This is a genomic window from Ilyomonas limi, from assembly GCF_005233845.1.
GTDB classification, from domain to species: domain Bacteria; phylum Bacteroidota; class Bacteroidia; order Chitinophagales; family Chitinophagaceae; genus Ilyomonas; species Ilyomonas limi.
In genome coordinates this window covers 26514-40595 of the sequence record NZ_SZQL01000005.1, presented here as the reverse complement: position 1 = coordinate 40595, position 14082 = coordinate 26514, and the positions used below count along the sequence as shown (strand labels likewise).

Sequence of the window (14082 nt, the reverse complement as noted above, 5' to 3'; positions counted from 1 at the left end):
TGATATTTCACCGCTGTTGGTGTTCTTCACCAACAGACTATTATTTGCCGGTGAAGAACACCGGCAAAGGCATAAAAATCCCTTCACAACAAAATCTGTTGTATGCAGGAGCAAACACTGTTTTTATACAAAACATTGCGCCCAATCAGGTAAAGAATTCAGCATCTTTAAGCATCAGATGTAAGACCAGCCTGCTTTAGGCATAATCTTTTCTGCCAAAAGAATAATGTTTAAAAAATCACCTGCCTATATACCGCCTGCCTGGGATTATAATCCATCAGCCTGGGAGCAGCGCATACCGTTAGCCATCCTTGCTTCAATCGGCTTTTTGATTGCTGTTTATATGGGTTTATACCAGATGGGTGTCTTTTCCACCGTATGGGATCCGTTTTTTGGTGATGGCACTAAGCAGGTGCTAACCTCTTCCATTGCAAAAGACTTTCCCATACCCGATGCTATGCTGGGTGCATTGGGCTATGTAATGGATGTGGTGTCGGGATTGATAGGTAAAACGCACCGGTGGAGAACAATGCCATGGATGGTAATTGTATTTGGTATAGCAGTTGGTCCGCTGGGTGCAGTAAGTATATTGCTGGTGATATTGCAGCCGGTAGTAGTAGGCGCCTGGTGTACCTTATGTCTTACATCAGCATTGATCTCGGTAATCATGATCAGCCCTGCTATGGATGAATTGCTGGCAAGCCTGCAATACCTGCAACGGGTAAAAAGAAGCGGCAACCCGGTATGGAAAGCTTTTTGGGGAAATAAAACGATCATCAATCAGGTAGATTAATTATGTGGGCAGCTATCACCAATATTATCATCGGTTTGTTTGTAATGATTGCACCGGCCGTATTTCATTTTAATAAAACTATTGCTAACCACTACCATATTGTAGGACCGATCGTTGTCACTTTCGCAATTGTGTCTTTATGGGAGGTCAACCATTCGGCGCGCTACTTCAATGTTCCTGCGGGTTTATGGCTACTCATTGCTCCTTTTCTCTTTCATTTTCAACCGGCTACCGCTACGTGGATGGCTGTTATTTGCGGACTGCTCATTATAGTGCTTTCCTTTGCGAAAAGAAAGATAAAGGGGCAATATGGTGGTGGCTGGCGGTCTTTATTTCAAAAACATCCTGCACACATGCAATAAACACGTTGCCCGTTTTTTCATTACTACAAATCTCTAAAACTTATTGCGGGTAAACTTCAAAGCACATTTTACGCAGGAGTATATTGTAAGAATAATTCTGGCATTGTTGAGAGACCTTTTAAATAATCGTTTTACCTTTTTATTTCTACCAAGGAAGGCGGGATAGAGGAGTAACAATTTTTACTAATACCACAAAGAATATCCTGAAACTGGCACATTTTTTCCTCCTGTCCTATAAGAACAATTTTATTTCTTATTAAGCTAACCTGTTAACCTATTTATTATCTTCAAAAAGTTGCAGTGTTATGATTACTATTCCTTTAATAGCCCTGATTGTTGTAATAATTGCGGTTGTTGCTTATATTATAGTGAACAATAAAAAGAAAGATAAAGGCAATACCCCAAGGGCAGACTGAACAAGCATATGACAGGCATTATGTAGCGAGCTTTTCATTGTATAACCATCTTGCTCCTGTTATTTGCCCGGCAGCAGCAAAGCCAGATTAAATGCTATTAAGAATGGGGCTGCATGCTCCAAAAATCAAGTAAAAAAAGCAGCAGCCACCCATTCTGTTAATCACAATCATGCTCTTTCGGCTACTTGCCTGTTCAGCAGTTTAGAAATAGTGGTTTCCCATTCTTTCGCTTTTATCTCCAGGCGTTCTGCATCTTCTTTTCTGTTGTCCTGTTCTTCATAAAAAGGCAATGCAATGGAGCGGCTGCCATTGTTAAAACACAGATACAAAAGGATATTTTTTAGGTAATCCTGCAGCTTTTGCTTCATCAGTCCGCCGGCATTTATACCATGATACTGTTTTTTAATGGTACAGCTATGTATATCTTTCAAATTGATGATTACACATGCCGGCTTGTTATTGACTTTATTAAAGTACAACAAATTTCTTTTGGTAATATCCAATGCTATCAGATTGCTTCCTACTGTTTCCCGTTTCCAAAAAAGCATCTTTTTTTTACTGCCAGTCATTTTATTCCGTTTTTTTAGCTCCTTTACTTTTTTACTAAAATAAGTGTAAAAAGGCGCTACAATCGTTATCATAATAAAACAGGTTTTTACGAATATGAATGATGATTTACTTAATGTGAATCCGTTTGCTGCGGACAAAAAAGGCGACAAGTACTATTGCAGGAATAGTAATTAACAGGCACCAATACCACCTTTCGTCAGTTGTTAGTGCATTCTTAAGTGCAATAGCTGTAAGTAGTACAAATAAAACAATGATACTACCACCTGCCGAAACCTCACGTGGATTTCGTGACATACATGATTTGATTTAAATGTTTAACTAAACAGAAGATAAATACAATTTCCCGTGCCTGAAGAAAAGAAAGGTTAGGCCGGGGTAAGCGTTTTAAAGTCTTTGAAAGAAGAGAAGTAGTATAGTTTGGGAGTAAAAGGTAAAAACTCAGTAAATGAGCAGGTAAAACAATCCCTCGTATCAAGCACTATATAGTACTCGTTGGATGATGGAAGCTTGCTATTTACACTGCTTGTTGGCATACTACAAACTTAAGCATTCTAAATAAACAGGACTGTTAAAAAGTGATAATAAAGGAGTCATACATAATGGTAAACAGATGTTTTTCTTATTCCTTCTATCCCGAAAGCCTGCCTCCAACCTTATAAAAAAGCCTCACATGTTAGTGCAAGACATTGCTGCCATTTTACAACCATTTAATGGTGTTCCGCAATAACAATATTGAAACTGCGCTCAAAGTAAAGAGAGGAATGCTTTCTGGTACAGCTTTACTATAAAAAGTACCTTTTGAACAGTTATTTTTAAATTTGCGAAGAGTCCGGCACTATCACCAAATCTTTTTTAATAGTCATATCTTCAGGAACAGCTTCCGGTTCTAGCTGAACGGTTGATGGATCTCTTACACTGTCCCGAATGGCATGGTCGGGCATATTGCTATTGTTGTTACCATTACAAGCGGTTAAACATCAAAAAACCGACGCAATAATAAAAAGTTTCTTCATGACTGCATGTTTTATTAACCATCAATAAAATAAAAAAGTGCCACAAATACTCTATAGTTTAAAGCACATTTATCCACCTAATTTGAGGTACCTGTGCCGATGCTTCAAATTAGATTCCTTCTTACCTATTTGAACAATTACAACTTATTTATTATCTTAACGCCCTCAAATTTCTTTTAATTACTTAATTTGTCTCTGTATATCTTATAACAGAAATCTGTATATCTTATAACAGAAAACGATTTGCTTGACGATTTAAGCTTGTGTCTTATATGAAGAGGATTATTGGTTGCCTGCTCTTATGTACTGGTTCTTTTGTGCTGATAACCACTGCCTGCAACAACAATAGCAGTAGTAATAACAGCGATGCTATACCGCAAACCATCAGCTACAATTTCCACGTGCGTCCTATCTTGTCCGATAAATGCTTTATTTGTCATGGACCAGATGCAAACAAACGAAAGGCCGATCTCCGGCTGGATATGGCAGCTTCTGCTTATGCACCATTGAAAGATGATAAAAACGCATTTGCTATTGTGCCGGGCAAGCCCGAACAAAGCGAAGTATATAAGCGCATCATTTCTACCGATCCTTCTTACCAGATGCCGGCACCCGAATCGCATTTGGGCTTATTGAGCGAAACAGAAGTTGCTATTATTAAAAAATGGATTGAGCAAGGCGCAAAATACGAGCGTCACTGGGCTTTTACCTCACCCAAAAAATCGCCGGTACCAACCGTGAAAGACACTGGCTGGGCTAAAAATGAAATAGACCATTTTGTACTTGCCAAACTTGCTGAAAAGCATTTACAGCCTAATGCAGAAGCCGACAAAGAACGGCTACTTAAACGCGTGTCTCTCGATTTGACCGGCTTGCCACCTTCGCTGCAACTGATGGATGATTTTGAAAAAGACAATAGCCCCAATGCGTACGAAAAAGTGGTGGATCGCTTATTACAAAGTACTGCCTACGGCGAAAAGATGGCAGTGCACTGGCTGGATGTAGCCCGCTATGCCGACTCATATGGCTATCAGGATGATAATATCCGCACGCAATGGCCGTGGCGTGATTGGCTGATTCATGCGTTTAACGATAACATGCCGTACAACCAGTTTATTACCTGGCAAATAGCCGGCGATATGCTGCCCAATGCTACTAAAGAACAGATATTAGCTACCGGTTTTTTCCGCAATCATAAATATACTGAAGAAGGTGGCGTGGTGCCGGAGGAATACCGAGTGGAGTATATCATTGATAAAACAAAAACTTACGGAAAAGGCATCTTAGGTGTTACTATTGAATGTGCGCAATGTCACGATCATAAATACGATCCTTTCAGCCAGAAAGATTATTATTCGATGTATGCCTTTTTCAACAACACCAAAGAAGTAGGCTATGAAGGGGATGTATCGGTGTCAAAGCCGGCTAAAATGCCTGTACTGACCATCAGCGAAGCCGACCGCAAAAATATTTTTACGTATATTAATGACAAAGATACCGGCAATTTATATGTATCGGTAATGGGCGAACAGGATACGCTCCGCAAAACATACCTGCTCAAGCGTGGCGCGTATGATAAACCCGCCGAAGAAGTAAAGCCGAATGCGATTCCCGCAGTTATGCAGTTTGATACGGCTCAATATCCACGCAACCGCCTGGGATTGGCAGCATGGACAGTAAATAAAAACAACCCGCTTACTGCACGTGTGTTTGTCAACCAAATGTGGCAGGAGCTCTTTGGCCGCGGTATTGTAAAAACGGCTGACGATTTTGGTATGCAGGGCGAGTTACCATCAAACCCCGAACTACTTGATTGGCTGGCCGTGGACTTTATGGAGCATGGTTGGGATGTAAAACGTTTGGTAAAACAAATAGTGATGAGCGCCACCTATCGCCAGTCGTCCAAAGTAACGCCGGAGAAACTGGAAGTTGATCCTGAAAATGTATATCTCTCGCGTGGTCCGCGCGTGCGGCTACAAGCAGAGTTCATCAGAGATATGGTTTTAACAAGCAGCGGCTTGCTGGTGCGCACCATTGGCGGCCCCAGCGTAAAACCTTACCAGCCCAAAGGTTTGTGGGAAGCAGCTACTTCGGGGCGCGGGGTCCTGGCAACCTACAAGCAAGACCATAAGGATGATCTATACCGTCGTGGCATGTACACGTTTATCAAGCTTACAGTTCCACCGCCCTCTATGATTTTGTTTGATGCAAGTAACCGCGACCAGTGCCAGGTAAGACGCATGCGCACCAACACTCCTTTGCAGGCATTAATGATGATGAACGACCCCACTGCATTGGAAGCAGCAAGAGTGCTATCGCAAAAATTAAGTGCAGAGAACACCCCGGCTAATGATAAAATTGTAAAAGCATTTCGCCTTATTATTTGCCGGCGGCCGGAAGCAAAAGAGTTGCAACTATTACAAGATTATTATAATGAGCAACTAAATCTTTTTAAACAAAAGCAGTTAAGTGCCGATACAACGTTGCAGCAAGGCGAGTATCCGCATGATGATAAGCTGGATAAGAATAGCGAAGCAGCGTTGATGAAGACAATAAGCATGATATACAATCTGGAAGAGGCAATCACAAAAACATGACACTTTTTGCGCAATTATTTTATGTAATGAATGGATAGCAATTTATTTCGATAGACATGGACGTAATTATAAGAAAGGGCGTTGTACAGGATTATGAGCAGATATTAGCGTTAATTAATGCGTTTGCCGTTTTTCAAAAAACACCTGAAAAAGTAACGGTTACGCTGGAGCAAATGGTGAGAGACAAAGACATATTTCAATGTTTAGTAGCAGAAGTTGATAACACAATTGTAGCCTTTGCTTCTTTCTTTTTTGCTTATTACTCGTGGAGTGGCAAAGCAGTGTATGTAGATGATTTGTATGTAAAAGAAGAATATAGACAAGCAAACATAGGAACAAAGCTATTAAACACCGTTATCCAATTTGCCAACGAACAGCAATGCAAAAGTGTACGCTGGCAAGTATCAAGATGGAATGAAAGCGCCATTAGCTTTTACAAAAAGCTGGGCGCTGTTGTGGATGAAACCGAGATGAATTGTATTTATAAACTGGTTGATACAACCACATAGGCAAAAAAGGCATATAGAAATACACAAACGCCTGCATCTCTGTGTGTCTCTCTGCCGCTGTGGTTAAAAGAACAAAGCCATGCAAAAAGAAATATTAGAACACGGATTGAACATGAACCGCCGCCGCTTTTTATCAAGATTAAGCCTTGGTATTGGCAGCGTAGCATTGGGTTCGTTACTAATCCCTGATTTATTCAGCAGCAATCCTGAAGAGGCTGTAATTGCCGGACTACCGCATTTCGCACCAAAAGCAAAGCGCGTTATTTACCTGTTCCAAAACGGTGCGCCCTCGCAGTTGGATTTATTTGATCATAAACCATTACTGCAAAAAATGTTTGGCGAAGATTTGCCCGCCTCTGTGCGCATGGGTCAGCGCCTAACCGGTATGACGGCAGATCAGACAAAATTTCCTCTGGCACCTACTATTTATAAGTTCAACCAATATGGGCAGGCAAGAGCAGAAATAAGCGAATTATTGCCTTATACCGCAGGCGTGGTGGATGATATATGTATCATCAAAAGCATGTACACCGAAGCTATTAACCACGACCCGGCATTGACCTTTTTTCAAACCGGTGCACAAATAGGCAACCGCCCCAGCATGGGCGCCTGGCTGAGTTATGGTTTAGGTAGCGAAAACAAAAACCTTCCTGCTTTTTGCGTATTGCTTTCCAAAGGTAAAGGCAATGGGCAAGGTGTATATTCCAAGTTGTGGACGAATGGCTTTTTAGATTCTATTCACCAGGGCGTACAGTTTAGCAGTGGCGAAAATCCGGTATTATATTTAAACAATCCGGACGGCGTGGATAAAACAGACAGAAGAAGAATGCTGGATAAACTGGGCGAACTGAATGATTTGGCGTATAAAGAATTTGGTGATCCCGAAATAAACGCCAAAGTGCAGCAATACGAAATGGCATACCGGATGCAAACTGCCGTTCCCGAAATAACCGACATGAGCAAAGAGCCGGAATCCATCATTAAAATGTATGGACCGGATTGCCTGGTACCGGGCACATTTGCTGCCAACTGTTTGCTGGCAAGAAAGCTTAGCGAAAACGGTGTTCGATTTGTACAGTTGTACCACCAGGGCTGGGATGCACACGATAATTTGCCGGGGCAAATTGTAGGGCAATGTAAAGATGTGGACCAAAGCAGTGCGGCACTGATAACCGATTTAAAACAACGTGGCTTGCTGGATGAAACTTTGGTGATCTGGGGTGGCGAATTTGGCAGAACCAATTATTGCCAGGGCAAGCTGACCAAGGATAATTATGGCCGCGACCATCACCCACGCTGCTTTACCATCTGGATGGCAGGCGGCGGTATAAAACCCGGCGTGTATGGCGAAACAGATGATTTTGGCTATAACATAGTAAAGAATCCGGTGCATGTGCACGATTTTCATGCAACAGCATTAGCACTTTTAGGTATAGACCACGAAAAGCTTACATATAAAAGTCAGGGCAGAAGATTTAGATTGACTGATGTGGCTGGTAAAGTGGTGAATGATATAATTGCGTAAAGATGTGTTCGGTTAAATATTGTAATGATATGTTTCTAAAACCCGGGTAATATGGAAAGGCGGCCAAAGTTGAAAGTCAAACTTACGCCTATGGATAAAGCCATAGAGTTTACCGGCTTATTTACATTACTCTTCATGTGGGGCTTGGCAATTTATTATTTTTTTATTTTACCCGATACCATTCCTATACATTTTGACGCATCGGGAAAACCAGATGGCTATGGGCAAAAAGCTACCATATTTATTTTACCTTTTACCGCACTTATTATTTTTATAGTAATGACCTTGCTAAATAAATATCCTTACATTTTTAACTATCCGGTAAACATCACCGCATCAAATGCATTGAAGCAATATACTTATGGAACAAGGATTATTCGCTATCTTAAAACAGCTATTATTGTAATTTTTACCATTATTCTTTTATTTACTTACTTAACCGCAACAGGAAAAAGTAACGGCTTAAGCAATTGGTTTTTGCCATCTATGCTCGCTTTGCTGCTAATTCCAACTGCATACTTTATTGCTAAATCGTATAAAATAGAAAAGTAAATTCGGGACTTGATAAGATAATGGTACAACAGAGCTTTTAAAAGTAAATGAAAACAGATAACAACGATTATTTACAATTTTAAACATATTGATATTATGAACAGAAAAACATTTATACAAAACACAGCACTTGCTGCAGGCAGCATGTTGCTTATGAAAGATTTATATGCCAAACCTAAAGGAAAATCGTATGGTTACAATGGGATGCAGTACACATTAGATACTGGCTGGAGCCAGGCGGATGCCAATAAGTACCCGGTGAATGATTGCCATGAAATGGTGCAGGATAAGCATGGCCGCATACTGCTGCTGACGAATGAAACAAAAAATAATGTGCTTATCTATAATACCAAAGGCAAACTGCTGGACACGTGGGGGCACGAATTTCCCGGCGCACACGGTTTGACCTTGCACAACGAAAACGGTACAGAATATTTATACATTACCGATACCGTAAAACACCAGGTATATAAAACTACCATGGACGGCAAAATATTGCTGACGATAGATGCACCATTGGACGCAGATGGCATTTACAAAAAAGCAGAAGAGTTTGTACCAACCGAGACAATTATTGACAGCAACGGTGACATTTTTATTGCCGATGGCTATGGTGCTCAGTATGTGTTGCATTATGATAAAAACGGCAAGCTGCTTCACTATTTTGGAGGCAAAGGCGAGGGCGATATGCATCTGGATAACGCACATGGCATTACCTTCGATACGCGCCGCAACGATGCCAGTTTATTGGTAACAGACCGTACACGCAACTGCTTCAAACGCTTTACTAAAGACGGTAAATTGATAGAAGTTATTCATCTGCCCGGCGCCTGTGTATGCCGCCCGGTAATTCATGGCGATCATTTGTATGCAGCCGTCTTGCGCTCGCCCGACTTAAATGCCGAAGGCACCGGTTTTGTAACCATTTTAGATAAAGACAACAAAGTGGTAAGCAACATTGGTGGCAGCGAGCCTACTTATGCAAATGGTGTATTGCAACCGATGCATCAAACCGAAAAAATATTTGTGCACCCGCACGATGTATGTGTGGACAGCGATGAAAACCTGTATGTAGCACAGTGGGCATCTGGAAAAGTATATCCGTATAAACTGAAAAGAGTATAGTGGTGTGAGTAGTAGTTGTCGGTTGTGAATAATGAATTTTCAATAGTAAATGGATATTTTAAAAATTATCTCATAAAAAAATCCTTTGCGTCTTCGCGCTTTCGCGGTATAAAACACGGTTGTAGATGAAGTTTAAAAATATTGCGGCGGCATCGCTTATTCCGCTTAATACTTTATTGCTTTTTTTATTAATTGCCGGCGACCGAGTGGTTGTTCCGGCATGGCTGCAGGTGTTTGGTCGCATGCATCCGCTGTTTCTTCATTTTCCAATTGTACTCATCCTGCTGTATGTGGTGTTTGTTTTAGCCGTCCCAAAAGTGTACAAGGTAGAAAAGTGGTACACCACTTTAGCAGAAGTTTTTTTGCTCTCGGCCGCTTTTACCGCTTCACTAACGGCGCTGATGGGGTTGTTTTTATCCAGGGAGCCGGGCTACGATGTTGATGCTTTGCAATTGCATAAATATACCGGCGTACTTACAGCGTTGGTGTTGTTTATCATGTATCAGTTGCACGACTGGCTACAACGGTATAGCAACGTGTTGAAGGTAGGTGTAGGCATTGCTGCCTTGGTAGTTATTTACACCGGGCATTTAGGCGCCGATATTACACACGGTGATAATTTTGTAACAGCCCCCATTATTCACCAGGAAGTAAAGCAACGTGCTGCGTTGGAAGATGCATTTGTGTATGCCGATTTGGTGGAGCCTATTTTACAGGATAAATGTATGGGCTGTCACAACAGCAACAAATCGAAAGGTGAACTGGCGATGGACACCAAAGATTTACTGCTAAAAGGTGGTAAAGATGGCAAACTGTGGGATACTACCAAGCCGGATATGGGCTTGCTGATGACCAGAATCCATTTGCCTGAAGAAGAAAAAGAACACATGCCACCGGCTGGCAAACCACAACTCACCGAGAACGAAATGACCATCTTATATGCCTGGATAAAAAGTGGTGCTGAGTTTGATAAAAAAGTAACGGATTTATCTCCCACCGATACGCTGCGCATCTTAGCAGGTAAAGTGTTGAAGTCCTCAGCTGATGAGCAGTACGCTTTTGCACCAGCAGATGAAAAAGAGATATCAAAATTAAACAATAATAACCGGGTGATTACGCCTTTGGCTATTGGCTCGCCGGCGTTGGCAGTTAATTTTTTCAATAAACCTTTTTACAACAAAAAAGCACTGGAAGAATTAGCACCGGTAAAAGACAAAATTGTAGAACTGAATTTGGATAACATGCCGGTGAAAGATGAGGACCTGAAAGTGATTAGCGGATTTAGCAATCTGCGCAAGCTGAATTTGAACTTTAGCGATGTTACAGGAAGTACATTGAGTGAGTTGGGAAAGCTACAATTTTTAAGAAGTATATCGCTATCGGGCACGGCGGTAAAAGCATCACAGCTTACAGCTTTAGCCAATTTACCCAAACTCCGGGCGGTATATTTATGGAATACAACGGCCGCATCGGGCGATGTGCAATTGTTAGAATCAAAAAATAAAAATATTGTTTATCAAACCGGCTTTACTGGTGATACAGTAGTATTAAAGTTAAATCCGCCGGTGGTAGAGAATGAAGAACAGGTAATTAGTAAAGCCGAGCCCCTCAGGCTGAAACATTACGTTAATGGCACCACCATCCGTTATACATTAGATGGTACTGAGCCAGACAGCATTCATTCACCGGTATATAACAGCAATGTAATGCTGGATAACAATGTAACGGTAAAAGCAAAAGCCTACAAAAAAGGCTGGATAAGCAGCGATATTATTGAACAGCATTTTTACAAAAGCAGTTATGAGCCAGATAGTGCTGTGCTGCTTACGCAACCGGATAAAAGCAGGGCTGCAAGCGGCGCTAAAACGCTTATAGATTTACAAAAAGGCAGCCTCAATTTTGGTGATGGCAAATGGCTGGGTTACAGGGATAAGCCGGTACTCGCAACTTTTTATTTTCCGCAGACAATTACCGCCAAAAACATCAGCTTTAGCATGTTGGAGAATGTAGATGCGTATATTTTTCCACCGCAACAAATTACCGTTTGGGCTTCAACTGATGGCAAGCAATGGAAAACACTTGGAAATATTACTCCCAAACAGCCGGAGCAAAAAGATAAAGACGCTAACCGGCTAATCAGTGCTGAATGCACCTTTCCACCTACGGCGTTGCAGTACATTAAGTTTGAGGCAAAGCCGGTTGAAGCCTTACCGGCATGGCATCGCGGAAAAGGCGATAAAGGTTGGGTATTTATGGATGAAGTATTTGTGAATTGAGGAAGGAGTATGATAAATGTAAGACTGTTTAATTTTTGCATTCTAAGAAGCAGTGCTTCATTATTTTCGACCGAAGTGTGAAAACACTGTAATGCTAATGAACAACCTATAACAGAAATACTTCCTGCATAGTCATGATGAGCCTCTAACTACATTCTATCCCCAAAGTCTGGAAACTCTAACCAGCTTCTATAGATAAAATAATCAGCAATTATTGCTGCCTGTCCATACCACTTCAGGATAATTTACAGCGCTTAAAAACAAGCCCTGCGGCGGTACTGAAAAGTCGGCATTGCTGCAGTCTTTACTTTCAATAATTTTTTTAAACTCATCTATCGAAACTATACCTCTGCCTACGCGCAACATAGTACCAACCAACCCGCGCACCATGCCGCGCAAGAAACGGTTGGACGCAACATTAAAAATGATCTGGTCGTAAGTGGTACTCCATCTTGCAGTTATAATGGTGCAATCAAATGTTTTTACCTGCGTGTTGCGCTTGGAAAAAGTAGTAAAATCAGTATAAGTAAACAGGACTTCCGCGGCTTGCTGCAACAATCTCAAATCTAATTGATAGGGATAAAAATAAGCCCGGTCTTTCAAAAACGGGTTTTTTACCCTGTAAATATAGTACGTGTATTCGCGCGAAGTAGCGCTAAAACGGCTATGCGCCTGCATATCAACGGGCACCAGACTTTTCACCACAATATCTTCGGGCAAAATAGCATTCAGATTATATAACTGTTTGGATTGAAGAGCAATATCCGTATCGAAATGAAAAAAGTTTTGCAACGCATGTACACCCGCGTCGGTGCGCGAAGAGCCGGTAAGCTCGATGGTTTGATGAAATAAAGTATGTAAAGCCGTTTCCACTTCCGATTGGATAGTAGCGGCATTGGGCTGCTTTTGAAAACCTTTGTAAGCAGTTCCCTTATAGGCAATTTCTAAAAAGTATCGTTGCATTGCAGGTTAGCGCAACAGCGCTTTAAAGCGCGTTTTGTAATAAGGATCAATGAGGGTGCTTTCGAGCGTAGGATAACTGCCGTAGTCATACACAAAAGGATATACCGCATCGTAAAAACCATATCGGTTATCGTCATTCAAAAACAGGTTGCCCAAATCTTTTACCTGCGCGGTGGTGATGCATTTGTTTCTTAAATTCTTCTTTACGGTTTGCAGGATGTCGTCCTGGTCGGATTGCGAAACGATTCTCTTCTTCAGCTTATCCAAATCCCGGTCACTTACCATATTGTTGCAGGCGGTATTGACCATTGCAGCAGTTGTTGGCGCGGTAGAAGCCGCATTTTGATCTTCCATCAAATTGGGCTTTACAGATGTTGCGGCAGCATTAGTATCTACATTATTTTTTTGTGCAAAAAAAGGATTATTCACTTTACCTTTTGCGCTGTCTGCCTCAGCAGCTTTTACATTTACATTCTGCGTTTCCGTTTTGGCAGGTTGCTTTTTCGGTATAGCCGGGATAAATGCTTTGATCGTATCATTGTGCGTACCATTAAAATCAATAAAGGTTAAGTCGGTTCCTTTTTCACCCACCTTTTCTTCTGCTTTAATAACGCCGGTAGTAGTAAAAGCGGTGGTATCATTATCCGCTGCCAGCGTATCTGCTCTTACCTTTTCGTTCAGCGTGTCGGTAGCCTCCTGGGCAGCATCATCATTTCGTGTAATGGTGTTTGTTATCGTATCTTTTGCAGCTACAACGGTATCGGGCAAATCAGTAGTAGCTGCAGCCGCCTGGTTATCATTTGCAGGTGGCCGGCTATTTTTATTAGTTGCTGTAACAGTATCGGCAGTTGATAAATTATTAATACTTTTATCATTCACCACATCGGCAAGCATGTTGCCAAAAGCAGAATTATTGGTAGTTACATTAGTCTGATTATTTTCCTGCGGGGCAGCTGTACTGTTCATTACTACATCTGTAGTTTGAAAATTGAACAACCCCCAGCCCTTGTCACCAAAATTCTTCAGTGCATACCCATAGTCTTTTCCGGCAACATTTACCGTAAAAGCTTGCTCAGGATAACTGTCTTTTGCAAAATTGATGGCTAACGTATAAGTGCCATCTGTAAGCTTTGGCAAAATAATATAGCCAATGGAAGAAGAACTGTAATATTTTCCATTGAGCGCTACCGAAAAAGGTTGTTTGTTATCGGCTTGTATATAAATAAAATGCAACTGCTGCGCGTAAGTGGCCAGCGATAATGCCATAAAAGCGGATAGCAGAAAGGTACGTATATATGTCTTAAACAAATGCCTCATTGATCTGATGTCGTTTACCCGCAAAACTAACAGAAAAAATGCCAAAGAAAATGGTAAGATGTCC

At 41.4% G+C, this 14082-nt stretch carries 12 protein-coding genes; 8 read left to right on the top strand and 4 right to left on the bottom strand.

Annotated elements, in window-relative coordinates:
* The first annotated feature begins 226 nt into the window (after positions 1–226).
* Positions 227–793: a vitamin K epoxide reductase family protein gene (locus FC093_RS07830; protein ID WP_137261211.1), complete on the top strand. Its 567-nt coding sequence runs from the start codon at positions 227–229 to the stop codon at positions 791–793.
* Positions 794–795: 2 nt separating this feature from the next.
* Positions 796–1155, top strand: a complete 360-nt coding sequence (locus tag FC093_RS07825) for an SPW repeat protein (protein WP_137261210.1) — start codon at positions 796–798, stop codon at positions 1153–1155.
* 583 nt (positions 1156–1738) lie between these two features.
* On the opposite strand, the gene FC093_RS07820 is transcribed toward FC093_RS07825, so the two are convergent.
* On the bottom strand, positions 1739–2212 hold the full coding sequence (locus FC093_RS07820) for a hypothetical protein (protein WP_137261209.1): 474 nt from the start codon (positions 2210–2212) through the stop codon (positions 1739–1741).
* A 741-nt stretch (positions 2213–2953) separates the two neighbouring features.
* The gene (locus tag FC093_RS24365; protein WP_262711019.1) at positions 2954–3082 is read right to left on the bottom strand and encodes a hypothetical protein; all 129 of its coding nucleotides are present in this window, start codon (positions 3080–3082) and stop codon (positions 2954–2956) included.
* Between the two features lie 344 nt (positions 3083–3426).
* Here FC093_RS24365 and FC093_RS07815 point away from each other — a divergent pair, with 344 nt between their 5' ends.
* The 6 genes from FC093_RS07815 (at position 3427) to FC093_RS07790 (ending at position 11738) form a co-directional block, all read left to right on the top strand.
* Positions 3427–5751: a PSD1 and planctomycete cytochrome C domain-containing protein gene (locus tag FC093_RS07815; protein WP_137261208.1), complete on the top strand. Its 2325-nt coding sequence runs from the start codon at positions 3427–3429 to the stop codon at positions 5749–5751.
* Positions 5752–5807: 56 nt separating this feature from the next.
* Positions 5808–6260, top strand: a complete 453-nt coding sequence (locus FC093_RS07810) for a GNAT family N-acetyltransferase (RefSeq protein ID WP_137261207.1) — start codon at positions 5808–5810, stop codon at positions 6258–6260.
* A 79-nt stretch (positions 6261–6339) separates the two neighbouring features.
* On the top strand, positions 6340–7785 hold the full coding sequence (locus FC093_RS07805; protein WP_137261206.1) for a DUF1501 domain-containing protein: 1446 nt from the start codon (positions 6340–6342) through the stop codon (positions 7783–7785).
* Between the two features lie 51 nt (positions 7786–7836).
* Positions 7837–8337, top strand: a complete 501-nt coding sequence (locus FC093_RS07800) for a DUF1648 domain-containing protein (RefSeq protein WP_137261205.1) — start codon at positions 7837–7839, stop codon at positions 8335–8337.
* Positions 8338–8433: 96 nt separating this feature from the next.
* Positions 8434–9462 (top strand): NHL repeat-containing protein, encoded by a 1029-nt coding sequence (locus FC093_RS07795; RefSeq protein ID WP_137261204.1) that lies wholly within the window; start codon positions 8434–8436, stop codon positions 9460–9462.
* Positions 9463–9587: 125 nt separating this feature from the next.
* The gene (locus FC093_RS07790; protein ID WP_137261203.1) at positions 9588–11738 is read left to right on the top strand and encodes an FN3 associated domain-containing protein; all 2151 of its coding nucleotides are present in this window, start codon (positions 9588–9590) and stop codon (positions 11736–11738) included.
* 204 nt (positions 11739–11942) lie between these two features.
* On the opposite strand, the gene truA is transcribed toward FC093_RS07790, so the two are convergent.
* Together truA and FC093_RS07780 are read right to left on the bottom strand one after the other, a co-directional pair.
* Positions 11943–12701 carry a tRNA pseudouridine(38-40) synthase TruA gene (truA, locus tag FC093_RS07785; protein ID WP_137261202.1) on the bottom strand — a complete coding sequence of 253 codons (759 nt, stop codon included), beginning with the start codon at positions 12699–12701 and terminating at the stop codon, positions 11943–11945.
* A gap of 6 nt (positions 12702–12707) precedes the next feature.
* A complete protein-coding gene (locus tag FC093_RS07780) occupies positions 12708–13967 on the bottom strand; it encodes a DUF4476 domain-containing protein (protein ID WP_170971025.1) in 1260 nt (419 codons plus the stop codon).
* Positions 13968–14082 lie beyond the last annotated feature (115 nt).

Bases quoted from the DNA above. Each gene is read 5' to 3' on its own strand.
- FC093_RS07830 (WP_137261211.1), top strand. From the start codon at position 227: ATGTTTAAAAAATCACCTGCCTATATACCGCCTGCCTGGGATTATAAT.
- FC093_RS07825 (WP_137261210.1), top strand. From the start codon at position 796: ATGTGGGCAGCTATCACCAATATTATCATCGGTTTGTTTGTAATGATT.
- FC093_RS07820 (WP_137261209.1), bottom strand. From the start codon at position 2,212: ATGATAACGATTGTAGCGCCTTTTTACACTTATTTTAGTAAAAAAGTA.
- FC093_RS24365 (WP_262711019.1), bottom strand. From the start codon at position 3,082: ATGCCCGACCATGCCATTCGGGACAGTGTAAGAGATCCATCAACCGTT.
- FC093_RS07815 (WP_137261208.1), top strand. From the start codon at position 3,427: ATGAAGAGGATTATTGGTTGCCTGCTCTTATGTACTGGTTCTTTTGTG.
- FC093_RS07810 (WP_137261207.1), top strand. From the start codon at position 5,808: ATGGACGTAATTATAAGAAAGGGCGTTGTACAGGATTATGAGCAGATA.
- FC093_RS07805 (WP_137261206.1), top strand. From the start codon at position 6,340: ATGCAAAAAGAAATATTAGAACACGGATTGAACATGAACCGCCGCCGC.
- FC093_RS07800 (WP_137261205.1), top strand. From the start codon at position 7,837: ATGGAAAGGCGGCCAAAGTTGAAAGTCAAACTTACGCCTATGGATAAA.
- FC093_RS07795 (WP_137261204.1), top strand. From the start codon at position 8,434: ATGAACAGAAAAACATTTATACAAAACACAGCACTTGCTGCAGGCAGC.
- FC093_RS07790 (WP_137261203.1), top strand. From the start codon at position 9,588: ATGAAGTTTAAAAATATTGCGGCGGCATCGCTTATTCCGCTTAATACT.
- truA (WP_137261202.1), bottom strand. From the start codon at position 12,701: ATGCAACGATACTTTTTAGAAATTGCCTATAAGGGAACTGCTTACAAA.
- FC093_RS07780 (WP_170971025.1), bottom strand. From the start codon at position 13,967: ATGGCATTATCGCTGGCCACTTACGCGCAGCAGTTGCATTTTATTTAT.